Raw genomic sequence first — 25,688 nt, forward strand, 5'->3', positions numbered from 1 at the left:
AAGCAGTGATGCAGGACCTACTTGGAGATCAGTCGAAAGTTGCAACTTAATATAGGTAGACACCCGCTCGATTGCCACCTTGCGGGCGCCATGCGTTAGCGCAGGAGCGCAATCAGCCGGCGTGATCGTCGGAAATCGGCTTCTGATAGGTGAAGCCCATGTCCCAGGGGAAGTAGATCCAGGTGTCCTGCGACACCTCGGTGACGAAGGTGTCGACCAGCGGCCGGCCCTTGGGCTTGGCGTACACAGTGGCGAAATGGGCTTTCGGCATCATCGCCCGCACGATCGCCGCCGTCTTGCCGGTGTCGGTGAGGTCGTCGACGATGAGCACGCCCTCGCCGTCATTTTCGAGCAGGGAAGGGGTGATTTCCTTCAGGACCTGCAACTGACCTTGCGAGGTGTAGTCGTGGTAGGAGGCGACGCAGACCGTCTCGATCATGCGGATGCCGAGTTCGCGCGAGATGATGGCGGCCGGAACCAGCCCGCCGCGCGTGATGCAGACGATTGCCTTCCATTGTCCGTTGACGCCGGCAAGCCGCCAGGCCAGCGCACGGGCATCACGATGGAACTGGTCCCAGGCAACGGGAAAGGCTTTTTCGGGAAGAGACATTGCGCGGCACTCCGGTGGCGCGTCGCAACGCGCGAAAGCTCAGGGAATGCGGGCGCAATTAGCCGGAAAGACCGGTATTTGGCAAGCCTCTCGCCATTGCTGGCCCATATTGATTTTTCGCATCCGGCGGGGCGCGCGATTGAATGCGGGGCAAAGTTATGATCATTGCGAGCGGGCGCGAAAGCCTGTGCAGGAACGGAGCATTCACATGCTGAAAATCTGGGGTCGCAGAAACTCGACCAATGTCAAAAAAGTTCTGTGGTGCGCCGGGGAACTCGGTTTGTCGTACGAGCACGCCAATGCCGGTGGCGCTTTTGGCGTCGTCAACGATCCCGAATATCGCGCGATGAACCCCAACGGGCTCGTTCCCTGCATAAAGGATGGAGACTTCGTGCTCTGGGAATCGAATGCGATCGTTCGCTATCTGGCTGCAAAGTACGGTAATGGCACGCTTTTTCCGGCGGACCCAACCGTTCGCGCCGATGCCGACAAGTGGATGGATTGGGCGACGTCGTCCATCGCTGCTCCTTTCCGCGATGTGTTCTGGAATGTCGTGCGCCTGCCCGTTGACCAGCGCGACGACGCGGCGTTCAGGAAAGGTTTGGAGAATTGCACGCGGCTGCTGTCGATTGCCGACAAGGCCCTTGCCGGGCAGCCATTTCTTTCAGGCGCTCAATTCGGCATGGGCGACATACCGCTGGGATGCTTTGCTTATTCCTGGTTTGGCATGCCGATCGAAAGGCCAGCTTTGCCCCACCTGAAGGCCTGGTATGACCGGCTCGCCACACGGCCAGCGTATCAGACGGCGGTGATGATACCGCTGACCTGACTCCTGCGCTGCGACAGCGATGCCTTATCGCGACATGAACGTCGCCACCGGCATCGACTGCAGAACGGTTCGGGTGACGCCGCCGAACAGCAACTGCCGCAGCCAGGAGTGGCTGTAGGCACCGAGGACGAGAAGGTCGGCGCCTGTCGCGGCGACGCGTTCCTGAAGGATCTGATCGACGGAGCGGTGTTTTGACTCTTCAGAGGCGACGGTGACGTTTGCTCCATGACGGGCAAGTGCTGCGGCGATCTCGGCGCCGGACGCGTCGGCGTCTTCATCAGTGTCATCGGGCGGGTCGATAACGAAGACTTCCGTGTGCTTGGCTTCCAGGATCAGCGGCAGGGCGTCGAAGGCGGCGCGTGCTGCCTCGCGGCTGCCGTTCCAGGCGATGATGATGCGGCCATAATTGCTCTGGGCCGGGCCGTCATGCGGAACGACCAGCACCGGGCGCCCGGACTCGTAGAGCAGCGCGTCTACGTCGGCGGTGGCCGTCGAATCCGCGTGCGGGTCGCGTTGGGCGGCAATGACGATATCGGCGCAGCGCGCGCTGGAAATGCCGCAATGGGCGCTGTCGCCGGAAAAGCTTTCAAGGCTGCGCCACTCCGAGGACTGGCCGGATTCGGTAATACGGCTTCGAAACAGCCCCTCGAGCTGGTCGGCTCGTTCCTTGTTGACCTCGGCGGTCGCCTGCAGGAACTCGGTGTCGGGAAAGCCGACCGCCGACGTGTAGGCGACCGGCAACGCTTCGGCATGTACGCCGATCATATGGCTCTCGAAGCGGGCGGCGAAGGGGATCGCGCAGTCAAGGACGCGCTCGGCGTCGTCCTTGCTCTGGATAATGGCAACGATCGTCTTGAACGGCATGGAAGCCTCCTTGATGCGACGTATGAACATCCCAGGAGGAAACTCTATCACGGCCTTGGCGGTTCCGCACGGCAAGCGATATTGGCGCGCAGGTGCGTTGACATTCAGGTGATCGGGGGCCTGCGACCTGCGCTTCGGCAGTCAGGCAGGCTTGGCGGCTTTTGCAGCTTCGGCGAGGCCGGCAACCATCGCAGCGACTTCCGCCCGTGCAGCCTCCAGCGCTTCCTGCGAGCGGGCGCGGACGACGAGATCGGTGCGGAAGGTGCCGTCGAGATATTTCGGGTAGGAGCCGATGATCGTGTCGGGATGGCGCTTCTGGATTTCTCCCAGCGGGCCGCCGATCGTGCCTTCGCCGAAGGGACACTCGATGGTGACCGAAATGAGCTTCGTGCCGGTCTTCAGCGTCGGCACGACATTGTCGAGCATGGCCTGGAAAATGGATGGCACGCCGGCCATGACATGGACATTGCCGATGCGGAAGCCCGGCGCCAGCGAAACCGGATTGGCTATATGGTCAGCGCCGCGCGGCATGCGCGCCATGCGCTTTCGCGCTTCGGTGAATTCCATGCTGCGGCTGGCGTAATTGGCCTCCATCATCGCATAGGCCTTGGGATCATATTCGCAAGGGACACCGAAGGCTTTCGAGATGGAATCGGCGGTGATGTCGTCATGCGTCGGGCCGATGCCGCCGGTGGTGAAGACGTAGGTGTATTTTGCCCTGAGCGCGTTCACGGCTGCAACGATCTCGTCTTCCTCGTCGGGGACGATGCGCACTTCCTTCAGGTCGATGCCAATCGCCGTCATGATGTCGGCGAGGTGGCCGATATTCTTGTCCTTGGTCCGGCCCGAAAGGATTTCGTCGCCGATGACGATCATGGCGGCAGTGACGATATCGGTCATGGGAGACTCCGGAAGAAATGACTTTGGTGAGATAGCCCGGCAAGGCACTTCGGGCAATGGTGCTCAGATTGTGAACGATCTGTCGGCAACTTAGGCGTTTCCACTGAACGATGCTGGCCCTAAATGTTTTCTGCACAGCGACCCAAGCGTCGCTTCATAGCGATTTCACCTGCAAGGAGACATGCAAATGGCGAAGGTATTGGTGCTTTATTATTCGAGCTGGGGTCACACCGAGCAAATGGCGAAGTCCGCCGCGGAAGGCGCCCGCGAGGCCGGCGCCGAAGTGACGATCAAGCGCGTTCCCGAACTGGTGCCGGAAGCAGTGGCAAAGGCGGCCTATTACAAGCTCGACCAGGAAGCGCCGATCGCCGAGCCCCTCGAACTGGAAAATTACGACGCCATCATCATCGCGACCTCGACCCGCTACGGCATGATGGCCTCGCAGATGAAGAATTTCCTCGACCAGACCGGTCCGCTCTGGGCCAAGGGCGCGCTGATCAACAAGATCGGCTCGGTCATGGTTTCGACCGCGACCCAGCATGGTGGCCAGGAATTGGCGCTGATCTCGACCCAGTGGCAGATGCAGCACCACGGCATGATCATCGTGCCGCTGTCCTATGCCTATCAGGGCCAGATGGGCAACGACGTGGTGCGCGGCGGCGCGCCCTATGGCATGACGACGACGTCTGACGGCGACGGCTCGCGCCAGCCTTCGGCACAGGAGCTCGAAGGCGCGAAGTTTCAGGGCAAGCGGGTGGCGGAGATCACCATCAAGCTCCACGGCTGATTTTTCTCAACAGTTGAAATGATTTGCGGGCAGCTCTTCACGGAGCTGCCCGTTTTTCGTTGGCGGGCTTCATTGGAACGGCGATGCCTTGTTGTGGCTTGAAAGACGGATAGACTTGAGCCCGACACTCTCGGCACGGGGTTTTGATGACGCTTTCCACCATCCTGTTGTGGCTTCTCGCTGCATTGTTCCTGGTCGCGGCTTTCGTGGCCGGCTATTTCATCCTGGTCACGCGCCGGATCGCGGCGGAAGCCGAGAGGAAGGTGCCGCCCGTCGGCAAGTTCATCGATGTCGATGGCAACCGCATCCATTATGTCGATGAGGGTGAGGGGCAGCCGATCGTCTTTGTCCACGGCCTCGGCGCGCAACTTCTCCAGTTCCGCCATCCGCTTTTCGACAGGCTCGGCGGTTTTCGGCTGATCGCGCTCGACAGGCCGGGTTCCGGCTACTCGTCACGGGCGGCAGGCGCGAGCGGTCGCCTGCCCGAACAGGCGCTGGTAGTCAGGCATTTCATCGAGAAGCTCGGGCTGGAAAAGCCGCTGATCGTCGGTCATTCGCTGGGTGGCGCGATCACGCTGGCGCTGGCGCTCGATCATCCGGAGGCGATCTCCGGCATCGCCCTGATGTCGCCGCTGACGCATCTGTCGGAGGCTCCGCCCGAATTCCAGGGCCTGCTCATCAGATCGCCGCTCAAGCGCTGGCTGATCGCCAACACGGTCGGCGTCCCGATGGCGATGAAATATGCGCAGCAGACGCTTGCCTTCATCTTCGGGCCGCAAGCTGTTCCTGGCGATTATATCGTCAAGGGCGGCGGCATGCTTGGCCTGCGGCCAAGCCATATCTACGCGACCTCGACCGACTTCGTTGCGATCGAACAGGATCTCGGACGGCTGCAAGCCCGCTATGGCGAGATAGAGCTGCCCGCCGGCCTGCTTTTCGGGACAGGCGACCGGGTTCTGGATCACAAAATCCAGGGGCTGCCGATGCAAGACAAAATCCCCGGTCTCGAAATTGACCTTCTCGACGGTATCGGCCACATGCCGCAATTCACCGCCACGGCCGAAGCCGTGGCGTTCATTCGCAAGATGGCGGGCAGGGTGTTCGCGAGCTGAGCGTTATTCGGCCGCCTGCGTCCAGTGGCGCATGAAGGGCTCGCCGCGCGCAAGCTGCGGGGCGGGGTGGAATTCATGCCCAAGCGTGGCAGCGGCGCGCCACGGCCAGCGCGGATCGGCGATCAGCGCACGCGCCACCGCCACCATATCGGCCTTGCCTTCGGTGATGATCGCATCGGCCTGCCTGGGCATGTCGATCAGGCCGACGGCGCGGGTCGGGATGCCGGCACCCTCGCGGATGGCGGTCGCCAGATGGACCTGATAGCCGGGACCGGTCTGGATTTTCTGCAACGGCGAATTGCCGCCGCTGGAGCAGCAGATATAGGCAGCACCCGCAGCCTTGTAGGCCTTGGCGACCTCGATAGCATCGGGTACGTCGAAGCCGCCTTCGACCCAATCGGTTACCGACATGCGCGCGCCGACCATCAGGCCGGGCGCGGCCGCGACCACCGCTTTTACGACCTCGACGGGGAAACGCATGCGGTTTTCTAGCGAGCCGCCCCATTTGTCGGTGCGCTTGTTGGACAGCGGCGACAGGAACTGGTGCAGCAGATAGCCATGCGCGGAATGGAGTTCGATGAAGTCGAAGCCGGCGCGCGCGGCGCGCTTTGCCGCGTCGGCGAAAGCTGAGACGATCCGTTCGATGCCTGCCTCGTCAAGCGCCTCGGGCACCTGCCAGCCTTCGTCGAAGGCGATCGCAGAGGCCGAGACGATCTGCCAGGGGTCTTCGTCGGGGCCGAGCGCGTTGCCGCCTTCCCATGGCCGGCGGTTCGACGCCTTGCGTCCGGCATGGGCTAGCTGGACGCCGAACTTTGTGCCGGGCGCGGCGACGCGCCGGGCTGCATCCAGGGTGCGCCGGGCAGCCGCTTCATTGTGATCGGAATAGAGACCGAGACAGCCATGGGTGATGCGGCCGCGCCGCTCGACATCGGTCATCTCGACGGTGACCATGCCGGCGCCGGACATCGCCAGGTTCATCCAATGCTGGAGATGCCAGTCGGTGGCCGAGCCGTCGTCGGCGGAATACTGGCACATCGGCGCCACCGCGATGCGGTTGGGAAATTCGAGATTGCCGAGCGTGATGGGGGAGAAAAGATGCTTGGTCATGAAAACTCCGGCGTGGGTATCGTCGTCATGTAGGAGAAGGGCCTGGCCCGCGCCATACACGAGAGGGTGAGCGGTTCGCTGGACAAGCTGAATGTTCGGGCCGGCGATGGCAAGGGCTGCTGTACCAACAAAGGCGCGTTGCGAAGGTGCGAATTTGCCGCTAGTGCCGATGCCGGGAATTCAGGAGCCGATCATCATGGAAGAACGCATACGCATCCGGTCCGAGGAGATTCTGTCGGATGATTGGGCGCTGCTGAAGAAGACGGTGTTCGACTACCAGCGGCGTGATGGCGGCTGGGAGACGCAGATTCGTCAGACCTATGATCGTGGCGACGGTGCTGTAATCCTGCCTTTCGACCCGGAGCGCGGAACCGTGCTTCTGGTGCGGCAGTTCCGGTTTCCGGCCTATGTCACGGGCCACAAGGAGCCGCTGATCGAAGCCTGTGCAGGCCTTCTCGACGCCGACGATCCGGAAACCTGCATCCGCAAGGAGGCGGAGGAGGAACTCGGCTACCGCCTGCGCGGCGTAAAACACCTGTTCACGCCCTATATGAGCCCCGGCAGCTTGACCGAGCGGCTATCGTTCTTCGTGGCCGATTATACGCCGGCCGATCGTATCTCCGAAGGTGGCGGTGCTGCCGACGAGGGCGAGGACATCGAGGTTCTGGAAATGACGCTTGATGATGCGGTTGCCGGTATAACGGACGGGCGCATTATCGATGCCAAGACGATCATCCTGCTTCAGCATATGAAGCTGACGGTTGGCTAAGCGATCGGCTGGAGCATGGAGCGACGGAATGCGGTCTCGCTCTACGAGTCCTTCGGTTTCACGCGCTGCGCATCGTTTCGTCTGGTTTCGGACAGTGTGAGCCATAGCGAAGTGTTCATGTCGAGAGCGATCTGATCGCGCCTGCATGGTTGCAGACCCTGGGTCAGTTCCGGACGTAGCCCTTCGCCACGCTTGGCGGCGATTTCATGCAATTGGGCCAGGATGAACATGGGAAAACTCCGATTTCGTTGATGAAACCAGAGTAGGCAGCGCCAGATTCGTCAGCCACCCGTTTCCTGTGGAGATGGTGGTGCGGACGGCGGGACTTGAACCCGCAAGACCAGAGGTCGACAGATTTTAAGTCTGTTGCGTATACCAGTTTCGCCACGTCCGCGTTGCGGTCACTGGTAACGGAGCCGGACGAGATTGCAAGCCCTGACCTGACTCTCAACACACCCTACTTCGCATCGATGAAATCGAGCACCGATTTCGTATAGCCTGCTGGGTCCTGCAGCATGGCGAAATGGCTGACATTGGGCAGGATGATCAGCTTCGCGCCGGGAATGACCGACGCCATGTATTCGGTGTGTTCGCGCTTGATTGCCTCGTCATGGTCGCCGGCGACGATTGCCGTCGGCACGGTGATCTTTTCGAGCTGCTCCTTGGTCCAGGACGGCTGGCTTTCCCACATGTGGCTGATCTGGCCGACAAAGGCGTCATACTGGTCGGGCGTCCGTGACAGGCGTTTGTAGTCCTCGCCTGAGCGCTCGATATAGGCGGCGAAGGTCTTGTTGGTCAGCACGCCGGGGTCGACGCCGTCGGTGGTGACGTTGGCGGCCTGGGCATAGAGTTTCGTCAAGCGCTCGGGATGGTTCATGGCAATGTCGAGGCCGATGATGCCGCCGTCACTCCAGCCGACGAGCGCGGTCTTCTGGATTTTCAGCTGGTCGAGGAGGGCCAGATAGTCGGATGCCATCAGGTCGTAGCCGAAGGGCTTGTCGTTGCGGGTCGAGCGGCCATGGCCTCGGCTGTCGGCGACGATCACCTTGTGGGTCTTGGACAGTTCCGCGACCTGGCTCGACCATATGTCGGCATGGCCAAGCCCACCATGGATGAGCAGCACCGGCTCGCCCTGGCCATAGATGGCATAATACATCTCGATGCCGTTGACCTTGGCGTAGCCGCTTTCGTTGGCGGGCGGCATGGGCGCGGGCTGGGGCAGTGTCTGCCAGCGCTCCTCGGCTAGGGATGCGCCGGTGCCTGCGAACGATAAAACCGCAAAAACCAGTGCAATCCACAGGGCGCGCATATTCATCTCCACTTGCTGCGAGTGGCTCTAAATCACTGCCTTTGCGCGAAAAAAGTCAATGGCGCACTTTGCTCGAAAGGATCGAGAATTGGGATGATTCACCTATGGAATCAGGCGTCCTCCTCGACGAACACTTCATCGCGCTTCTTCCTGACGCTGGGCAGGAACACGACGGCCAACACGGCGAGCGCGATCAGCAGCAGTATCGCGCTGATCGGTCTTGTCACGAAGGTCGTCGGATCGCCGCGCGACAGGATCATGGCGCGGCGCAGGTTTTCCTCCAGCAGCGGACCAAGCACGAAGCCGAGCAGCAAGGGTGCCGGCTCGCAGCGCAGCTTGGTCAGGACATAGCCGATGAAGCCGAAAAAGGCGACGGAGTAGAGGTCGAAGACGTTGGAATTGACGCTATAGACGCCGATCGAGCAGAACGCCATGATGATCGGGAACAACACGTAATAGGGGATCGTCAGCAGCTTCACCCACAGGCCGATCAGCGGCAGGTTGAGCACGATCAGCATCAGGTTGCCGATCCACATCGAGGCGATGATGCCCCAGAACAGCGCTGGCTGTTCGGTCGCGACATTGGGGCCGGGGACAATGCCCTGGATAATCATCGCGCCGATCATCAGCGCCATGACCGGGTTTGCTGGAATGCCCAGGGTCAGCATCGGGATGAAGGAGGTCTGCGCGCCGGCATTGTTGGCCGATTCCGGGCCGGCGACGCCGGCAATGGCGCCCTTGCCGAATTGTTCCGGGTGTTTCGAAACCCGCTTTTCGACGGTGTAGGAGGCAAAGGCCGCCAGAACCGCGCCGCCGCCCGGGAGGATGCCGAGAAGCGAGCCGATGATGGTGCCGCGCACGATGGGTGCAGCCATTTCCTTGAAATCCTCGCGGGTCGGAAACAGGCCGGTGACCTTTTTGATGAGCACCGAGCGCTCATGCTCGTTTTCGAGGTTGCGCAGGATTTCAGCGACGCCGAAGACGCCGACCGCCACCGCGACAAAATTCAGCCCGTCGGCATATTCGCGAATGCCAAGGGTGAAGCGCGGCGTGCCGGAATAGATATCGGTGCCGACGAGGCCGAGCAACAGGCCAAGCACGACCATGGCCAGTGCTTTGATGATCGAGCCGTGGGCGAGCGCGATCGACGAGACGAGGCCGACGACCATGAGCGAAAAATATTCGGCGGCGCCGAATTTGAGCGCGATTGCCGTCAGCGGCGGAGCAAAGATGGCGACGAGGAAAGTCGAGACTGTGCCGGCGAAGAAGGAGCCGATCGCGGCGATGGCGAGAGCAGCGCCCGCGCGGCCATTCTTGGCCATCTGGTAGCCGTCGATCGCGGTGACGGCCGAGGAGGACTCGCCTGGCATGTTAATGAGGATTGCCGTGGTCGAGCCGCCATATTGCGCGCCGTAGTAGATGCCGGCCAGCATGATCAGCGACGAGACCGGATCGCCGATCTGGAAGGTTATAGGCAGCAGCATGGCGATTGTCGCCGTGGCGCCAATGCCGGGCAGCACGCCGATCAGCGTACCGAGGAGAACGCCGATAAGGCAGAAGCCGAGGTTCCAGAGCGTCGATGCCGTGGCAAAGCCGAGGGCGAGATTGTTGAGAAGGTCCATCACGCGCTCCTAAAACGGCAGCCAGGGGCCGAAGCGCTGGAACGGCAGCCCGAGCGCGTAGCTGAAGACGGCGACGGAAAACAGGGTCACGCCCGCGGCCAGCAGGAGGGCGGGCAGGGGCTTCATGCGCGTGCTGGCGAAGGCCGCGATCAGCGAGGTGAGAAAGATCGATGGCACGAAGCCAAGACCGCGCACGGTCAGCCCGAAGAAGATCGGCGCGGGCAGGATCAGCAGCATGCCGCGCCATGCGATCGGCCCGATGGGTTCGCCAGCGACACGCGTGGCCTGCACCAGGATGATCGCTCCGAGCAGGATCAGCACGCAGGCCAGAACCAGCGGAAAATAGCCCGGTCCCATGCGGAAGGTGGTGCCGAGTTCGAGACCGAACGACTGCACCGCGAAGAACAGGCCAAGCCCGACAAATATCGCGCCGCAGAGGCCATTGGTCGAATCGATTGAAAAAGATTTCATCAGGCTTTGTCCCCGCGCCCGTGCGACGGGCGAAATGCCGATGGATGAGGGATGGACGGAGCGCCTGGCGCCCCATCCATGAAATCAGAAATCAGTCGGCGTATTGGCCGGCCGCTTCGATGACCGGCTTCCAGCGCGCGATTTCGCTTTCGAGCTTGGCCTTGAGTGCGGCTGGCGTGGCGTCGGCCTCGGACGAGGGCACGGTGCCGAGTTCGGCGAAACGGGCGATCACGTTGGGGTCTTTCAGCGCCACCTGAAGCGACTTGGACAGGCGCTCGGTGATTTCGGCCGGCGTGCCCTTGGGCGCGTAGATGCCGTGCCAGATGCCGACCTGGAAGCCGGGCAGGCCGCCTTCTTCTGCTGTCGGCACGTCAGGCAGGACGTCGAGGCGCTTGGCGGACGTCACCGCATAGGCCTTGATGGTGCCGCCCTGGATCTGCTTGGTGGTGTTGGTGGTCTGGTCGCACATGATGTCGACCTGACCGCCGAGCAGGTCGGTCATGGCCGGGCCGGTGCCCTTGTAGGGCACGGTTACGAGCGACGTGTCGATCGCGCTCATGAACAGCATGCCGCAAAGGTGCGAGGCAGCGCCAATGCCGGCATTGGCGACGGTCACCGTATCCTTGTTGGCCTTGGCATATTCGACCAGGCCCTTGAGGTCCGTAGGCTCGAGATCCTTGCGGGCGACGATCGTCATCGGCACGTCGGTTACGAGGCCGACATATTCGAAGTCGTTCAGCGTGTCATAGGCGAGCTTGCGGTAGAGCGTGGCGCTGGTGGCCATGCCGATGTGGTGCAGGAGCAAGGTGTAGCCATCCGGCTCGGACGAAGCGACGCGCCCGGCGCCAAGCGTGCCGCCGGCGCCGCCGACATTTTCGACGATGACCTGCTGACCGAGGTCCTTCGACATCGCTTCTGCGACCAAGCGCGTGACCGTATCGGTCGGGCCGCCCGCGGCAAATGGCACGACGACCGTAATGGTGCGTTCAGGATAGTCCGCCCATGCCGCTGAAGACAGCGTCAACACGGCAGTCGTGGCGAGTGCTGCGAGCAGCTTTTTCATCAATGAATTCCTCCCATTGCGGGCGGGGTTTCAACCCGCTCCTCCGCGGCGTGAACATTCAGGCCGCTTCTCCTCCCTGTGCGTCCGCCAACCGGGGGCAATGCCGGCGAGACGAACGGTCATCGAAATGGACATGACTTTGACTGTCAAGCGCAATACGACGATGGGATTATACGCTACAGTGAAGCAACGCCCGAAAATCGCAACTGGTCAAAGTTCCGAAGGCTTGGCAGAAACGGGTGAAACAGGAGTCGCATATGGTCAAGAAGCAGGCGTTCAGTGCACCCAGGCCGTGGACGGAAATGGCTACCGCGCTGGTAGACGTCGCCATGGGGCGCAAGCCGGCCGATCTCGTGGTGCGCAACGGGCGCTGGGTCAATGTCCATTCCGGCGAAGTGATACCGGGGACCGATCTGGCGATCGTGGGCGGGCGCTTCGCCTATTGCGGCCCGAATGCCTCGCACGCCATCGGAACGGGAACCAAGGTGGTGGATGCCGGCGGGCGCTATCTCGTGCCGGGCCTGTGCGATGCGCATATGCATGTCGAGAGCGGCATGGTGACGGTGACCGAATTCGCGCGCGCCGTCATTCCGCATGGCACGACCTCGATGTTCATCGATCCGCATGAGATTGCCAATGTGCTTGGGCTGAACGGCGTCAGGCTCATGCATGACGAGGCGGTTGCGATGCCGATCAACGTCCATGTGCAGATGCCGTCCTGCGTGCCGTCAGCACCCGGGCTCGAAAATGCCGGTGCTTCGCTCGGGCCGCAGGACGTGGCCGAGGCGATGACATGGCCCAACATCATCGGGCTCGGGGAGGTGATGAATTTTCCCGGCGTCGCGGCCAACGACCCGGTGATGGTCGGCGGCATCGCCGAAACCGTGAAGGCCGGCAAGACCGTCGGCGGGCACTATGCGTCGCCCGATCTCGGCCTGCCGTTCCATGGCTATGTCGCCGGCGGTCCCGAAGACGACCATGAAGGCACCCGCGCCGAGGACGCCATTGCGCGCGTCCGGCAGGGGATGAAGGCGATGCTGCGGCTTGGTTCGGCCTGGTACGATGTCGCAACGCAGATAAAAGCGGTGACGGAACAAGGGCTTGATCCGCGAAACTTCATCCTTTGCACCGACGACAGCCATTCCGGAACGCTGGTGCATGACGGGCATATGGACCGCGTCGTGCGCCATGCCATTGCGCAGGGGCTGAAGCCAATTACCGCCATCCAGATGGCGACGATCAACACCGCCCAGCATTTCCGGCTCGAGCGCGAACTCGGTTCGATCACGCCCGGCCGGCTGGCCGATTTCCTGATCGTGTCGGACCTGGTCGAGATGACGATCGACGAGGTTTACGGACGTGGCGTGCGGCTGGCGAAAGCCGGCAAGCTGGAAATTGACATTCCGGCCTACGACTATCCGAAGAGCGCCAAGAATACGGTAAAGCTCGGCAAGAAGCTGAAGGCCAAGGATTTCGACATCGCGGCACCCGAGGGCGCAAACGAGGTGCGCGTTCGCGTCATCGGCGTGATCGAGAACCAGGCGCCGACGCGGGCTCTGGAGGCCGATCTTGCGGTCGAAGACGGGCTTGTCGCCATGGACCGCCGCAACGACGTCTGCCAGATCGCACTGGTCGAGCGCCATCGCGGAACCGGCGGGGTCGTCAACGGTTTTGTGTCGGGCTTCGGCTACATGCAGGATTGCGCGATGGCCTCGACGGTCGCGCATGACAGCCACCACATGATCGTGGTCGGCACCAACAAGGAAGACATGGCCAAGGCCGCAAATCGGCTGGGCGAGGTCGGCGGCGGCGTGGTGCTGTTTTCAAAGGGCAAGGAACTGGCGCTGGTCGAGATGCCGATCGCCGGCCTGATGTCGGACGAGCGCGCCGAAGTCGTTGCGGAAAAGGCCGAGAAGCTGACCGAGGCGATGCGCAAGATGGGCTGCAGCCTCAACAACGCCTATATGCAGCATTCGTTGCTGGCGCTGGTGGTGATACCGGAACTGCGGATTTCCGATGCCGGCATCATCGACGTGACGAAGTTCGAGAAGGTCGATCTGTTTATCTGAATTGTTGCCGGACGTGCTTCGGCGGCCGGCAGGTCAGCCGAGCTTGCCGTGGCTCGTCCGCAGTTCCACGATCTGCACGGATTTCGGAAGTTCGATGAGGAATTCCGCGTCGCGGTCGAGATGATGGATGGCGGTGGGATCGCTGCCCGCAAACACCGTCATCGCCTCGATGCTTTCCCAATAGGAAATGGTGATGAACTCGGTCTCGCCTTCGCGGTCCTCGCGGAAGGTCTGCACGGCCATGGCATGTTCGATCAGCGGCTTGATGCCGACTTCATAGTTGTAGGCTTCGTATTCGTTGGCGCGTTCAGAGGTGGTTCGGCCGCGCCAGATGCGGGCGATCGCCGGTTGCTTCGGCGATGCGGTCACTGCCCGCCGCCGACCACGACGTTCAGCACTTCGAACGGCGTGGTGATGACGATCTCGGCTGCCGAAGCGATGGTCTGCGTTATGCCGCCGGCCAGGTTGCCGACGCGGCTGCTGGTGTCGGCTTCGCCGGTGCCGAGTTTGCTGTCCGTGGCCAGACGCTCGCCGAGCAGCTTCACCAGCACGGGATTGTCGGCGAATTTGGTATGGTTGAGGCGGTCGCCGGAACTGACCTTGCTGAGATCGATGACGACGACGCCGAGGCTGGCGATGTCGGCCGCATCCTTGTAGCCGCCGAGGCGCGGCTTGTTGCCGGCGATCAGGCTCGAAATCTCGAGCGCGCGATCGTCGCCGGAGAGGAACAGGTAGAACGGCTTCTTCGGCTTGCCGTAACGGTGCATCTGGCTCTTGAAGACATCGACGTCGATATCGGGCGAGGCCAGCACGACATCGCCGAGTTTTCCGTTGAGATCGCCGTCTCCGGTGATGGCGAGCTGGCGCAGGGCTTCCATCGTCACCCAGTTGCCCATCGAGTGGGCGATGATGTCGATGCGCGTGGCGCCGGACTTGGCAACGAGCCGCAGTGTTTCTTCCAGCGCGTCGCGGGCGGCGGTGGCGCTGTTGTTGTCGTAGACGTAGTCGGACACCTTGGCGCCCGACGCCCAGGAAAACAGCACCGGCGTTCCGGAGTAGCTGGCGTCGTGGGCGATCTGGGTCAGGCGATAGACTGCACTGTCGAAGGCTGTGTTGTAGCCGTGAACGAAAACGAGGGCGCGGCCACCGCGTTGCGCGATGTCTGCCCGCAGCGACTTTGAGAAGGCGGCGGTGCTGTCGAAGGTGCTGATGCTGTCGGCGGTGAAGTATTTTGCCGGGTCGGCGCGCTGCCCGCGTTTGCGGCGCTCGATCTCGCCGGTCTTGTGGACGGCCGGAACGGTCATGTCGACGCGGGCGAAGCTGACGGTGGCGGAACGATCGCCGGAGTAGGCTTCCTTGGGATCGGTAGCCTTGGCACGCGTGGTGGCGACGAAGATTTCGTGCCTGCCGGCAATCGAACTGGCGGGCGCCTGGACGATGTTGCTGGCGATCAGTTCGCGCGTGTTCTGGCCTGCGCAGCCGGCGACAAGCAATGCAAGTGCGATAACAGCAAACCTGGCCGACATGGTACGAAACATCATGCGCTCCGGCCAGTTTTCCTCTCCGGCCAGGTTCCTGATAGCCGCTCGCGCTGGCGCGGTCCAGCCTGCCGCGACGGCAGCCGGCGCCGAAATCGGACACGGTGTTGTTATCGGGAAACGGTCAGCGGCCCCAGAAGGTCGGCGTGAAGATCACCAGCACAGCCAGGATTTCCAGACGCCCAAGCAGCATGGCGGCCGAGCATATCCATTTCGCGGCATCCGGCAGCGAGGAAAAATTGCCGACCGGGCCGATGATCGGGCCAAGCCCCGGACCGACATTGGTGAGCGATGTCAGCGAGCCGGTGAGGGCGGTGATGAAGTCGAGGCCGGTGGCGCCGAGCAAAACCGTGGTGATGGCCCAGAGCACCAGGAATGAGGAGATGAACAGGACGACCGCACGCTGCATGTCGTCCGGCACCGAGCGATCGCCGTAGCGCACGGGAATGACCGTGTTGGGATAGATCAGCCGCCGCAGGCCGTTGGCCATCAGCTCGAACAGGATGAGGAAACGATAGGCCTTGATGCCGCCGGTGGTCGAGCCCGAGCAGCCGCCGAGGAAGGTGGCGACGAAGACGCAGGTGACGGCGAACGGTCCCCACAGCGTATAGTCCTGACTGGCAAAGCCTGCCGTCGTGATCAGCGACATGAAGTTGAAGGTGGACTGGGTCAGGGCCTGGAAGAACGACTCACCCGTGGTGACGCGCAGATAGATCGCGACCGCCACGGCAAAGACGACGCAGTAGCCGGCATAGACCCTGATCTGCGGATCGCGCAGTGCTTCGAAACGGCCGCGGATCGCAAACAGGATCATGATCGAAAACGGCAGCCCACCGATGAACATGAAGATGGTGCCGATCCAAAGGATGGCCGGATTGTCGGCATAACGCAGGAAGGACGTGTCGTGGGTGGAAAAGCCGCCTGTCGCCACAGTCGACATGGCATGGTTGACGGCGTGAAACCCGTCCATGCCGGCTGCCGCGTAGGATATGGCGCAGGCAATCACCAGCGCGGTGTAGATGCCGATGAGGCTCAGCGTGAACGTCTGGAACCGCTCAAAGGGCCGGTCCTCGATATCCGAGGATTCGATCTTGAAGTAGGAAATGCCGCCAATATTCAGAAAAGGCAGGAGAAAAAGGCCGAGCGCGATAACGCCCAGGCCGCCCATGAAGCTCAGCAGCGAGCGCCACATCAACAGGCCGGGCGGGGCATGGTCGAGCCCATTGATGACGGTGGAGCCGGTGGTGGTGATGCCCGAAACCGATTCGAAAACCGCGTCGGTGATGCTCATGTCGAGCGATGAGGCGAGAAACGGGACGGTGCCCGCAAGAGCCATGGTCAGCCACAGGAGATTGACCAGGAGGAAGCCGAACCGGCTCGTTACGGGCGGGGCATTGCCATGCGTTGCCAGCGCGACGGCCATGGCCAGTCCGCCCATGAAAAGGGCCGAGAAGGCAAAAACCCGCCAGTCCTTGTTGCCGTAATAGAGATCGACCGCGGCAGGGATAAGCATGGCGGCTGACAGATAGATGGCAAAGACCGCTGCAACGTGGATCGCGGCGCGAATGGCAACTCTATTCACGGATTGACGGGACCCCAGCTATCGCGACCGCGCCGTCTCAAGACGCGAAAGGCGGCGGCAGGGCCGGACAGTGGCTTCATCCGCCCGAATATGCAATAGGCTCGCAAACCGTGCCAACAGGAAACGCCGCCCGGCGCGCGGCGGGGAATTTTGATATGACGAGCTTTGCCGACAAGGTTGCGGCCGCCGCCGCGGCGGTGCGCGAACTGTTTCCCGAGACACCGCTGCAGGAGAACGACTACCTGTCGCGCAAGACCGGCGCGCATATTTTTCTGAAGCGCGAAGACCTGTCGCCGGTGCGCTCCTACAAAATCCGCGGGGCATTCAATTTCTTCCGCAAGGCGCTTGCGGCAGGCAACGATGCCGAATTGTTCGTCTGTGCTTCGGCCGGCAACCATGCGCAGGGCTTTGCCTTCGTCTGCCGCCATTTCGGCAAAAAGGGTGTGGTCTTCATGCCGGTGACGACGCCGCAGCAGAAGATCGACAAGACGCGGCTGTTTGGCGGCGAATTCGTCGAGATCAAGCTGGTCGGCGACTTTTTCGATGCCTGCTACCGCGCGGCGATCGAGTTCACCGAGGCTGCCGGTGCGCATATGGTGCCGCCCTTCGACCATAAGGACATCATCGAGGGGCAGGCGACGGTCGCCTACGAAATCGCTGGGCAGATGCCGGCGGGACGCAAGGCCGACATGGTGGTGCTGCCGGTCGGCGGTGGCGGGTTGGCTGCCGGCGTCACTCAATACCTGCGGGAAGTGGGGCAGGATCCGCGTTTCGTCTTTTGCGAGCCGGTGGGTGCGCCGAGCCTAAAGAACAGCCTCCTGAGCGGCAAGCGGGTGAAGCTCGAGGCCGTCGACAATTTCGTTGACGGGGCCTCGGTGGCCGAAATCGGGCGTGAGCCGTTCCGGCACCTGAAGGATTTTCCCGAAAGCGCGGTGCGGCTCATCCCAGAAAACCGGCTTTGCGCGACGATGATCGAGATGCTGAACATCGAAGGCGTGGTGCTGGAGCCGGCGGGTGCGCTGGCGATCGATGCGCTCAAGGATTTTCCGCGCAAGGAAATACGCGGCAAGACCATCGTGCTGGTGGTGTCGGGCGGCAATTTCGATTTCGAGCGCCTGCCTGACGTGAAGGAGAGGGCGCTTCGCTTCGAGGGGCTGAAGAAATATTTCGTGTTCCGCTTTCCGCAGCGGCCCGGTGCATTGCGCGACTTTCTCGACCTGCTCGGGCCGGACGACGACATCACGCGCTTCGAATACCTCAAGAAGTCGGCGCGGAATTTCGGCTCGGTGCTGATCGGCATCGAAACCAAGGACCGGCGCAACTTCGACGTGCTGTCGAAGCGCTTCCACGAGGCCGGCTGGGCCTATCAGGACATCACCGAGAACGAGACGATCGCCGGGCTGGTGATATGAGCGCCGAGACTGTCTATATCGTGCTCTTTCGTGGCGTCGGCGGTGCGACGCAGCTGCCGACGAAGCCGCTGCGCGAGGCGCTGACCAAGGCCGGTTTCGGCAATGTCGCGACCTATATCAACAGCGGCAACGCCGTCGTCTCGTCCGAGCGCAAGGAGGCTGATGTCTCAGCCGAGATCGCTGCGATCGTGAAGCGCGACTTCGGTTTCGAAAAAGACATCATGCTGGTGAGCCTTGCCGCATGGTCTAAGCTTATCCGCGACAACCCGTTTCCCGAAGCCGTGGACGTGCCGACTTCGCTCCACGCCTTTGTTCTCGACAAGGCCCCGGTGAAGGAGGACGTCGAGGCGCTGGCTGCGAGAGGTGCTGCGCATGAGCGCATCGCCGTTGTCGGCAAGGTGCTTTACTTTCACGCGCCGGACGGTTTCGGCAGATCGAAACTGCCGCCCATCGTCGACCGCGTGCTGAAAGCCGTCTCGACTGCGCGCAACTGGAACAGTGTCCTAGCGCTGCACAAGCTGGCTGCCGACGCTGCCGGCAAAAAGTAGCGGTTTCTGGCGCCTGATGTCGTCTGATCGATAAAATTTTAGCGGTTGATCCGACCTGAATTTCATCTTTTGCGTTATATAGAAACCTTAGGGAAGGCGATTGGGGTGAGTGGCGTGAAACTAAACTCGCTGATGCCGAAGTTCGAAGCGATGTCTGTTTTCTGGCAGACGACGTGCATGGTCCTGGTGACCATGCTTGCCGCGGACGCGCTTACCGCGTTGTTTTACAGCATCTTTTTTTCGGACCGTTTCCTTCTCGATATCCTGCTTTGCAGCATCATCGTCGCGGTACTCGGATATCCGCTCGGCTTTTTCTTTCTCGGCCAGAATGTGAAACTCCGCAAACTGACGCAAGAGCTCGATCGCGTCGCGCGCTTTGACGATCTTACCGGCCTCTATAACCGCCGGACTTTCTTTCACGAGTGCGAAACGGGCCGGGCCGATCAAGCGGCCGGTGCGTTTCTCTATATCGATGCCGATCATTTCAAGCAGCTGAACGATCGCTTCGGCCACTTGGCCGGTGACGCGGTCCTGTCGAGGCTGGGCGCTGCAATCGCCTCCTGCATCCGCGAGGGCGATGTGGCGGCGAGGTTGGGCGGCGAGGAGTTCGGGATTTTTCTGATCGACGCCGATCTGCCCCTGGCGTTGGTGATTGCCGAGCGCATTCGCCGGAAATCCGCGCATATTCGGGTCGGCGGTGATGAGAATGATTTTAAGGCGACCGTCAGCATCGGCATTGCCGTGCGCGAGCCGGGTCAGCCGCTGGAGGATCTGATGGCGCGGGCCGACGAGAACCTCTACGCCGCCAAGCAGCAAGGGCGCGACAGGGTCGTTTCGAACGCTTCGCAGGTGAATGCGGCCTGAATTTTCGCGCTTTCGCCGGCGTGTTTTTGCGCCGCAACATAAATTCGTTTGCTTTTTCAGCGCAAATCGCCCATATGCGGCGTCATAGGCGCTTGGGCCGGCTATTCGGCTCTCCCCATCGATGGGACTGGTTGCGTCTGTTTTCTTCATCAGGATCGAGTGATCCGCGGAGAAAAAGCCCTGCGGACTTATTTTTCGCGGGCACGACAGCGCAGCCGCGTGGGCAAAAAGAAATGCCCGCCGCCTTGTCGTTTCCATAACAAATTTCGCCGGCAGGTAAGCGCCTTGCCGCGATCATGCTTTGCGGTCGAGTACCGCATGAAAGAAGAATAAATTGACGAACGAAAACAATGCGGAACTGACTGGTTTCGCCAAACTCGGAATTACCGGCGGCCTTCTCAAGGGCACGCATGCTGCGGGCTTCGATATGCCCAAGCCGGTGCAGGAACAGGCCATTCCGGCCCATCTCGCCGGCCGTGACGTGCTGGCTGTCGCCCAGACGGGCTCCGGCAAGACGGCGGCTTTCAGCCTGCCGATCCTGACCAAGATCATTGCGCTCGGCACCAAGCGCCTGCCGAAGACGGCGCGTGCGCTGATCCTCGCGCCGACCCGCGAACTCGCCGTGCAGATCGAAGACACCATCCGCGTGCTGACCAAGGGTCTGCATGTCTCCACCGCGCTCGTGCTCGGCGGCGTGTCGCGTTACAGCCAGGTCAAGAAGATGGCGCCCGGCGTCGACGTGCTGATCGCGACCCCCGGTCGCCTGACCGATCTGGTCCGCGAGGGCGAGGTCAACCTGTCCGATACGCGCTGGCTGGTTCTCGACGAGGCCGACCGCATGCTCGACATGGGCTTCATCCATGACGTGAAGCGGATCGCCAAGGCGACCCACAAGGACCGCCAGACGGCGTTGTTCTCCGCCACCATGCCGGCCGAGATCGAATCGCTTGCCCGCGGCATCCTGAAGGACCCCGTGCATATCGAAGTCGCGCCGCAGGGCACGACCGCTGCCGAGATCAAGCAGAGCGTGGTTCTTGCCCGCGTCAAGCAGAAGCGGCAGGTTCTGTCGGCAATGCTGGCTGACGAGACGATGCGCTCGGTTATCGTTTTTGCCCGCACCAAGCACGGCGCCGACCGCGTTACCCGTGATCTGGAGCGTGATGGCTTCGACGCCGCCGTCATCCACGGCAACAAGTCGCAGAACGCCCGCCAGAAGGCCCTGAACGGCTTTCGCGACGGCTCCGTTCGCATTCTCGTCGCGACCGACATCGCGGCGCGCGGCATCGACGTGCCCGGCATCAGCCATGTCGTGAACTATGAGTTGCCGGACGAGGCGGAAAGTTACGTCCACCGTATCGGCCGCACCGGCCGCAACGGCGCCGACGGCATTGCCATCACGCTGTGCGATCCGGGCGAGAACGCAAAGCTTCGCCAGGTCGAGAAGATCATCCGCATGAAGCTGCCGGTCGCTGCCGATCACCTCGGCCAGCCCGATCCGGCCCCGGCGCCGCGCACGCATGACAGCGCGCCGCGTGAAGCAGCCAATGATCGCAATGCACCGCGCGGCGACAAGCGCCCGCACGGTCAGAAGCCACGCGGCAACGGTGGTTTCGGCAAGAAGACGTTCGGCGGACAGCCTTCAGGCGACAGGCCGGAAGGACAGAGGCCGTTCCGCGCCAAGAAGCGCGGCTTCGGTGGCCGCAAGCCGAATACGCGGGCTGCATAAGCGCACCAACTGCAGTTCTAAACGAGAGACGGCCGAAGCAATGCTTCGGCCGTTTCTTTTTATTCGAGGATGGCCCGAACCCACACCACGATGCGCTCGGCGAGAAAGTTGGTCGTCACCGGCGACAAGGCATCGCCGGCGATGACGTGGTTGTCCGGATCGCCGGTGTCGTCGAGTGGCACGAGTTCGTGCGGCGCACCCCAGCGGGCGGCGATCTCGCGGGTCAGATCCTGCCGGGTGATGCGGTCCGAATCCGAAAAGATGAACAAAGCGGGGATTTTTATCTGCTCGACCGGTGCTTCGCGGGCCAGGTTGGTCAGCGCTGCCATCGGCAGCACGGCGCGCGTCGGGTAGCTGGTGGTCCAGAGCTTTTCCTGCATGGCGTTGCGCGGCTCGAAGCTGCGGGTCTTGCCGGCGATGAGTTCGGCGATCTGCCCGCCCCAGGGCCAGGTGAGGATTTCCGAGCCGGAGGCCCGAACGCCGAAGTTCGGCGAAATCAGCGCCATTGCCGCCACGCCTTCCGAGGCGCCGGCCTGCGTGGCAGCCTGGACGGCCAACGACGCGCCGGTCGAGGTGGCGATTACCACGACCTTGTCGCCGATCGTACGGCCGATGGCCAACGCCTCGGCATAGTCGTTTATCCAGTCATTGACGGTGGCCGTGCCCATGGCTGCACCGTCCTGCCCATGGCCCTTCAGCCGCGTGTAGAACAGATTGGCGTCGAGCCCGTCGGCGACTTCGTCGGCCAGGGGGCGGAGTTCGCCCTTGGATGCGGAAAAGCCGTGTATGTAGACGATGGAAATTGGCGTTTTGGCGTGGATCATCGGGTCGGCCCAGACGATCTCCTTCTCAAGCCCGTCGCGGATGCCCGGTATCTTGTCCTCGGTGTTTTCCAGGTAGAGTTCCGGATCATCGCCGACGGCGGATGCGTCAAAAGTGATGCGCGTGTCGACCGGCACGCGCGGGCCGAGTGCGAACAAGACCGCCAGAACCACCAGCAGGCAGATGAAGCCGATCATGATGCGGCGTCCCACGAAATCCTCCAGACACGCCAGGGCGCGACGGCTCAAGCCCGCGCCGGGCACTGAGATGTTGCAGACAATGCAACGAATCAATGTCTTTTACGTACAGACTTCGCGAATCGCGGCCAAGAGTCCTGCAGGGCCGGACATGGATTTATCTTGAAGTTCGCTCAGCAGCGTCGTCTGCGGCCGTTCGCCAGCGGGCGTCTTTCCCAACCCGTAACCTTGTGGACGAACCAGTACCGCAGCGAGAACGGCAATATCCTCAAAAGTTTGAGCGCAAGTGTGAAACGAAGGGGGAAGCTGGTTTCGAAGCCGCCGAAGCGAATGGCCTTTGCAAGCCGCCGCGAGGCGTCGCCGACCGGCATGAGCGCCGGCATGGCGAAATGGTTTCGCTCCGTAAGCGGCGTATCGACGAAGCCCGGATTGATCACCTGCAGGCGGATGTTCATCTTGTCGAAGTCGTGCTTCAGCGCTTCCGCCAGATTGTTCAGTGCCGCCTTCGACGCACCGTAGGCGCCGGCCGACGGCCAGCCGAAATAGCACGATGCCGAACCGACCATGACGACATGACCGCGGCCGCGCTCGCGCATACGCTCGACCACTGGAACCAACCCATACATCACGCCGTAAAGATTGATCTCGAAGGTCTTGGTGATGTTCAGCACGTCAAGCCGTTCGCCGCGGGTCGGAAAATAGGTACCTGCATTGAACACCGAAAGCGCAATTGGCCCGGCTTCGCTCTCGATCGCGGCCACCGTTTTGACCATGGCGTCCTCGTCGGTCACGTCACAGGGAAAAGACAGTACACGGCCGGACATTCCGGCTGTTTCTTCAACCAGCGTTGCAAGCCGTTCTTCGTCGCGGGACGTGGCGGCAACGATGTAGCCCTCCGCGACAAGTTCGAGCGCCAGCGAGCGGCCGATACCAGTGCTGGCGCCTGTTATCCATGCTACGCCATCCCTGGGGGCCGCCCGGTACAATGCTGCCATGTGATGATCCGTTATTCGCAATCAGAAAGCCTACCTAGCGGGCCTGATCTTTATTGGAAAGGGGCGAATGGATAGTTCTGGTTCTAATGAAGATGCCAAAACAATATTATGAAACCAGTGATGAAATGGCCGCAGTCACGCCGTACCAGCAACGCTCCGGATTTTCATGCGGCCGGCCTGCACGGTCATTCGACACGACCGATAGCAAATAAACCGGACAGGTTTTCGTGCCTCGTCGGCGGTCAATGTTCAAAATGCGTCTAGGCCAGGCAAATTCATCCCTTGAAAGCGCGGCGCGCGGTTTTTAGTGTCGGCGCCGACACATGAGGAATTTTCCATGCACCGTTCGGTGATCGACGCAATCGGCAACACCCCTTTGATCCGGCTGAGGCGCGCCTCGGAAGAGACCGGCTGCGAAATCCTCGGCAAGGCCGAGTTCATGAATCCGGGCCAGTCGGTGAAGGACCGCGCCGGCCTGTTCATCATCCGCGATGCGGAGAAGAAGGGGCTGCTGCGGCCGGGTGGCGTCATCGTCGAAGGCACGGCCGGCAATACCGGCATCGGGCTGACGGTGGTTGCCAAGGCGCTGGGCTATCGCACCGTCATCGTCATTCCCGACACGCAGAGCCAGGAAAAGAAGGACGCGCTGCGCCTTCTCGGCGCGGAGCTGATCGAAGTGCCGGCGGTGCCCTACAAGAACCCGAACAACTACGTGAAGGTGTCGGGACGGCTGGCGGAGCAGATGGCGAAGTCTGATCCGAATGGCGCGATCTGGGCCAACCAGTTCGACAATGTCGCCAACCGCGATGGCCATATTCGCACGACCGCGCAGGAAATCTGGGCGCAGACGGGCGGCAAGGTCGACGGTTTCGTGTCGGCGGTGGGCACCGGCGGCACGCTTGCCGGTGTGGCGATGGGGCTGAAGCAGAACAGCAACGCAGTGAAGATCGCGCTTGCCGACCCGCTGGGTGCCGCGCTCTTCAGCTACTACACCAGCGGCGAGCTGAAGTCCGAGGGCAGCTCGATCACCGAAGGCATCGGGCAGGGGCGCATCACCGCCAATCTGGAAGGCTTTACGCCGGACTTCTCCTATCAGATTCCTGACGAGGAGGCGCTGCCGATCGTTTTCGACCTGATACAGGAAGAGGGCCTGTGCCTCGGCGGCTCGACCGGCATCAACATCGCCGGCGCTATTCGCCTGGCGCGCGATCTCGGGCCTGGCCATACGATCGTGACCATCCTGTGCGACTACGGCACGCGCTATCAGTCCAAGATGTTCAATCCGGAATTCCTGCGTTCGAAGAACCTGCCGATCCCCGAATGGATGGATCGTCCGGTGGAGATTCCTGTGCCCTTCGAGGCCGTGGCGTAAATGGCCTTTACGACAGAAGCGGTTTTTCGCGACGATGCCTATCTCGCGGAAACCAACGCCACCGTCGTTGCCATCAACGAGCGCGGCGGCATCATCCTCGATCGCACGATTTTTTACGCGACCTCAGGCGGACAGCCCGGCGACACCGGCTTCCTGACGCGGGCTGACGGCAGCCGCGTTGCCATTGCCGCGACGATTACCGGTGAGACCAAGGACGAGATCATCCATGTTCCGGCGGTCGATCAGCCGGTTCCGGAAGTGGGAGAGCAGCTTGCGCTGTCCATCGACTGGCCGCGCCGGCATCTCCTGATGCGCATGCACACGGCCTGCCACCTGCTAACGGTCGTTTGTCCTTTCCCGATCACCGGGGCTTCGGTGAACGAGGAGGATTCGCGCGTCGATTTCGATCTGCCGGATGTCGGCTACACCAAGGAAGATGTGACTGCGCGGCTGATGGAGCTGGTTGCCGCCGACCATGCCGTTTTCACGCGGCTGATTACAGACGCCGACCTTGCCGCCAATCCGGGACTGGTCAAATCCAAGAATGTCCGGCCGCCTACCGGCACCGGCAAGATCAGGCTTGTCTGCATTGGCGATAAAGGGTCGATCGACAGCCAGCCTTGTGGCGGCACCCATGTGAAAAGCACGGGCGAGGTCGGCGAAATCCATATCGGCAAGATCGAGAAGAAGGGGCGGGAAAACCGCCGCTTCCGCATTCGCTTCGGGCCGCTACCGGCGCAGTAACCCGGGAGATCTGACGCCGTTACGGCCGGCTCTGGCGGGTCTCGTAAAAACTCGCTTTTTCGTCCCAGCGCGTCAGAAGCTGCTGTGCCGCGCGGGGCACGGATACCGGATCATTGGCTTCCGCCTTCAGCGGTGAAAGGCTCTTTGCCGAGTCGAAAGTCATCACCCAGACGAATTCCACTTCCTCGTCCGCTACGCGGCGCAAAAGCTCCATATTCTGGTAACCGGGCAGTCTCATGCCCTCGATGGCCGGTAACATCAGCGTGTCGAAAAAATGCTCGTAAGCATCCGCCTTGTCCGGGGTCGTGTAGCTGCGCCAAATCCGCCTGATCATATTAAAGTCCCTCGTCATCGTGCTGCACCGCCCCCGGGAAGC

26 protein-coding genes and 1 tRNA gene are annotated in these 25,688 nt (G+C 62.0%); 10 read left to right on the forward strand and 17 right to left on the reverse strand.

Features of this window, described 5'->3' with window-relative positions; translation table 11 throughout:
* Window positions 1–112: 112 nt before the first annotated feature.
* Entirely contained in the window at window positions 113–610 is a 498-nt protein-coding gene (gene gpt / locus BM413_RS11445) for a xanthine phosphoribosyltransferase (protein WP_091913432.1), read from the reverse strand.
* 208 nt (window positions 611–818) lie between these two features.
* Between gpt and BM413_RS11450 the strand changes: the two genes are divergently transcribed.
* Window positions 819–1,439 (forward strand): glutathione S-transferase family protein, encoded by a 621-nt coding sequence (locus BM413_RS11450; RefSeq protein ID WP_091913434.1) that lies wholly within the window; start codon window positions 819–821, stop codon window positions 1,437–1,439.
* A 24-nt stretch (window positions 1,440–1,463) separates the two neighbouring features.
* Here the strand turns inward: BM413_RS11450 and BM413_RS11455 are convergent, their stop codons facing one another.
* Window positions 1,464–2,303 carry a universal stress protein gene (locus BM413_RS11455; protein WP_091913719.1) on the reverse strand — a complete coding sequence of 280 codons (840 nt, stop codon included), beginning with the start codon at window positions 2,301–2,303 and terminating at the stop codon, window positions 1,464–1,466.
* A gap of 141 nt (window positions 2,304–2,444) precedes the next feature.
* Window positions 2,445–3,203 carry a competence/damage-inducible protein A gene (locus BM413_RS11460; protein ID WP_091913436.1) on the reverse strand — a complete coding sequence of 253 codons (759 nt, stop codon included), beginning with the start codon at window positions 3,201–3,203 and terminating at the stop codon, window positions 2,445–2,447.
* A gap of 187 nt (window positions 3,204–3,390) precedes the next feature.
* Between BM413_RS11460 and wrbA the strand changes: the two genes are divergently transcribed.
* Complete coding sequence (wrbA, locus tag BM413_RS11465) at window positions 3,391–3,990, forward strand: NAD(P)H:quinone oxidoreductase type IV (RefSeq protein WP_091913437.1); 600 nt, start codon at window positions 3,391–3,393, stop codon at window positions 3,988–3,990.
* Window positions 3,991–4,136: 146 nt separating this feature from the next.
* Entirely contained in the window at window positions 4,137–5,102 is a 966-nt protein-coding gene (locus BM413_RS11470; RefSeq protein WP_091913439.1) for an alpha/beta fold hydrolase, read from the forward strand.
* A gap of 3 nt (window positions 5,103–5,105) precedes the next feature.
* On the opposite strand, the gene BM413_RS11475 is transcribed toward BM413_RS11470, so the two are convergent.
* Complete coding sequence (locus BM413_RS11475) at window positions 5,106–6,209, reverse strand: NADH:flavin oxidoreductase/NADH oxidase (RefSeq protein ID WP_091913440.1); 1,104 nt, start codon at window positions 6,207–6,209, stop codon at window positions 5,106–5,108.
* A gap of 196 nt (window positions 6,210–6,405) precedes the next feature.
* Between BM413_RS11475 and BM413_RS11480 the strand changes: the two genes are divergently transcribed.
* Window positions 6,406–6,978 (forward strand): NUDIX domain-containing protein, encoded by a 573-nt coding sequence (locus BM413_RS11480; RefSeq protein WP_091913720.1) that lies wholly within the window; start codon window positions 6,406–6,408, stop codon window positions 6,976–6,978.
* 41 nt (window positions 6,979–7,019) lie between these two features.
* Here BM413_RS11480 and BM413_RS11485 read toward each other — a convergent pair whose 3' ends face one another.
* The 6 genes from BM413_RS11485 to BM413_RS11510 all read right to left on the reverse strand — a co-directional run bounded on the left by BM413_RS11485 (window position 7,020) and on the right by BM413_RS11510 (window position 11,443).
* Window positions 7,020–7,208, reverse strand: coding sequence for a hypothetical protein (locus BM413_RS11485; RefSeq protein ID WP_091913442.1), 189 nt, complete (start codon window positions 7,206–7,208; stop codon window positions 7,020–7,022).
* A 78-nt stretch (window positions 7,209–7,286) separates the two neighbouring features.
* Window positions 7,287–7,372 (reverse strand) — tRNA-Leu (locus BM413_RS11490).
* Window positions 7,373–7,435: 63 nt separating this feature from the next.
* Window positions 7,436–8,287 carry an alpha/beta fold hydrolase gene (locus BM413_RS11495; RefSeq protein WP_091913444.1) on the reverse strand — a complete coding sequence of 284 codons (852 nt, stop codon included), beginning with the start codon at window positions 8,285–8,287 and terminating at the stop codon, window positions 7,436–7,438.
* A 110-nt stretch (window positions 8,288–8,397) separates the two neighbouring features.
* Window positions 8,398–9,909, reverse strand: a complete 1,512-nt coding sequence (locus BM413_RS11500; protein WP_091913445.1) for a tripartite tricarboxylate transporter permease — start codon at window positions 9,907–9,909, stop codon at window positions 8,398–8,400.
* A 9-nt stretch (window positions 9,910–9,918) separates the two neighbouring features.
* The gene (locus BM413_RS11505; protein ID WP_091913447.1) at window positions 9,919–10,380 is read right to left on the reverse strand and encodes a tripartite tricarboxylate transporter TctB family protein; all 462 of its coding nucleotides are present in this window, start codon (window positions 10,378–10,380) and stop codon (window positions 9,919–9,921) included.
* Window positions 10,381–10,471: 91 nt separating this feature from the next.
* Complete coding sequence (locus BM413_RS11510; protein ID WP_091913449.1) at window positions 10,472–11,443, reverse strand: tripartite tricarboxylate transporter substrate binding protein BugD; 972 nt, start codon at window positions 11,441–11,443, stop codon at window positions 10,472–10,474.
* 257 nt (window positions 11,444–11,700) lie between these two features.
* Between BM413_RS11510 and ade the strand changes: the two genes are divergently transcribed.
* Window positions 11,701–13,512 (forward strand): adenine deaminase, encoded by a 1,812-nt coding sequence (ade, locus tag BM413_RS11515; RefSeq protein ID WP_091913451.1) that lies wholly within the window; start codon window positions 11,701–11,703, stop codon window positions 13,510–13,512.
* A 33-nt stretch (window positions 13,513–13,545) separates the two neighbouring features.
* On the opposite strand, the gene BM413_RS11520 is transcribed toward ade, so the two are convergent.
* The 3 genes from BM413_RS11520 to BM413_RS11530 form a co-directional block, all read right to left on the reverse strand.
* Complete coding sequence (locus BM413_RS11520; RefSeq protein WP_091913453.1) at window positions 13,546–13,881, reverse strand: hypothetical protein; 336 nt, start codon at window positions 13,879–13,881, stop codon at window positions 13,546–13,548.
* Window positions 13,878–15,053 carry an alpha/beta hydrolase gene (locus BM413_RS11525; protein WP_091913455.1) on the reverse strand — a complete coding sequence of 392 codons (1,176 nt, stop codon included), beginning with the start codon at window positions 15,051–15,053 and terminating at the stop codon, window positions 13,878–13,880. Before BM413_RS11525 ends, BM413_RS11520 begins: the two co-directional genes overlap by 4 nt.
* Window positions 15,054–15,174: 121 nt before the next feature.
* Window positions 15,175–16,632 (reverse strand): TrkH family potassium uptake protein, encoded by a 1,458-nt coding sequence (locus BM413_RS11530; protein WP_091913456.1) that lies wholly within the window; start codon window positions 16,630–16,632, stop codon window positions 15,175–15,177.
* A 155-nt stretch (window positions 16,633–16,787) separates the two neighbouring features.
* Between BM413_RS11530 and ilvA the strand changes: the two genes are divergently transcribed.
* Together ilvA and BM413_RS11540 are read left to right on the forward strand one after the other, a co-directional pair.
* On the forward strand, window positions 16,788–18,044 hold the full coding sequence (gene ilvA, locus BM413_RS11535) for a threonine ammonia-lyase IlvA (RefSeq protein WP_091913458.1): 1,257 nt from the start codon (window positions 16,788–16,790) through the stop codon (window positions 18,042–18,044).
* Entirely contained in the window at window positions 18,041–18,592 is a 552-nt protein-coding gene (locus BM413_RS11540) for a DUF1697 domain-containing protein (RefSeq protein WP_091913459.1), read from the forward strand. The genes ilvA and BM413_RS11540 overlap by 4 nt, the downstream gene beginning before the upstream one ends.
* 120 nt (window positions 18,593–18,712) lie before the next feature.
* On the opposite strand, the gene BM413_RS33590 is transcribed toward BM413_RS11540, so the two are convergent.
* Window positions 18,713–19,714, reverse strand: coding sequence for a hypothetical protein (locus BM413_RS33590; protein WP_244537844.1), 1,002 nt, complete (start codon window positions 19,712–19,714; stop codon window positions 18,713–18,715).
* A 76-nt stretch (window positions 19,715–19,790) separates the two neighbouring features.
* Between BM413_RS33590 and BM413_RS11550 the strand changes: the two genes are divergently transcribed.
* Window positions 19,791–21,182, forward strand: a complete 1,392-nt coding sequence (locus BM413_RS11550; protein ID WP_091913462.1) for a DEAD/DEAH box helicase — start codon at window positions 19,791–19,793, stop codon at window positions 21,180–21,182.
* Between the two features lie 59 nt (window positions 21,183–21,241).
* Here BM413_RS11550 and BM413_RS11555 read toward each other — a convergent pair whose 3' ends face one another.
* A complete protein-coding gene (locus tag BM413_RS11555) occupies window positions 21,242–22,216 on the reverse strand; it encodes an alpha/beta hydrolase (protein WP_091913464.1) in 975 nt (324 codons plus the stop codon).
* Window positions 22,217–22,374: 158 nt separating this feature from the next.
* A complete protein-coding gene (locus BM413_RS11560; protein ID WP_091913466.1) occupies window positions 22,375–23,196 on the reverse strand; it encodes an SDR family NAD(P)-dependent oxidoreductase in 822 nt (273 codons plus the stop codon).
* 337 nt (window positions 23,197–23,533) lie between these two features.
* Between BM413_RS11560 and BM413_RS11565 the strand changes: the two genes are divergently transcribed.
* Together BM413_RS11565 and BM413_RS11570 are read left to right on the forward strand one after the other, a co-directional pair.
* Window positions 23,534–24,568, forward strand: coding sequence for a cysteine synthase A (locus BM413_RS11565; RefSeq protein ID WP_091913468.1), 1,035 nt, complete (start codon window positions 23,534–23,536; stop codon window positions 24,566–24,568).
* On the forward strand, window positions 24,569–25,312 hold the full coding sequence (locus BM413_RS11570) for an alanyl-tRNA editing protein (RefSeq protein ID WP_091913469.1): 744 nt from the start codon (window positions 24,569–24,571) through the stop codon (window positions 25,310–25,312). It abuts the gene before it with no gap.
* A gap of 19 nt (window positions 25,313–25,331) precedes the next feature.
* On the opposite strand, the gene BM413_RS11575 is transcribed toward BM413_RS11570, so the two are convergent.
* Entirely contained in the window at window positions 25,332–25,646 is a 315-nt protein-coding gene (locus BM413_RS11575; RefSeq protein WP_091913471.1) for an antibiotic biosynthesis monooxygenase family protein, read from the reverse strand.
* Window positions 25,647–25,688: the final 42 nt, after the last annotated feature.

The organism is Mesorhizobium sp. YR577 (assembly GCF_900116595.1).
In the GTDB taxonomy this organism is placed as follows: Bacteria; Pseudomonadota; Alphaproteobacteria; order Rhizobiales; family Rhizobiaceae; genus Mesorhizobium_M.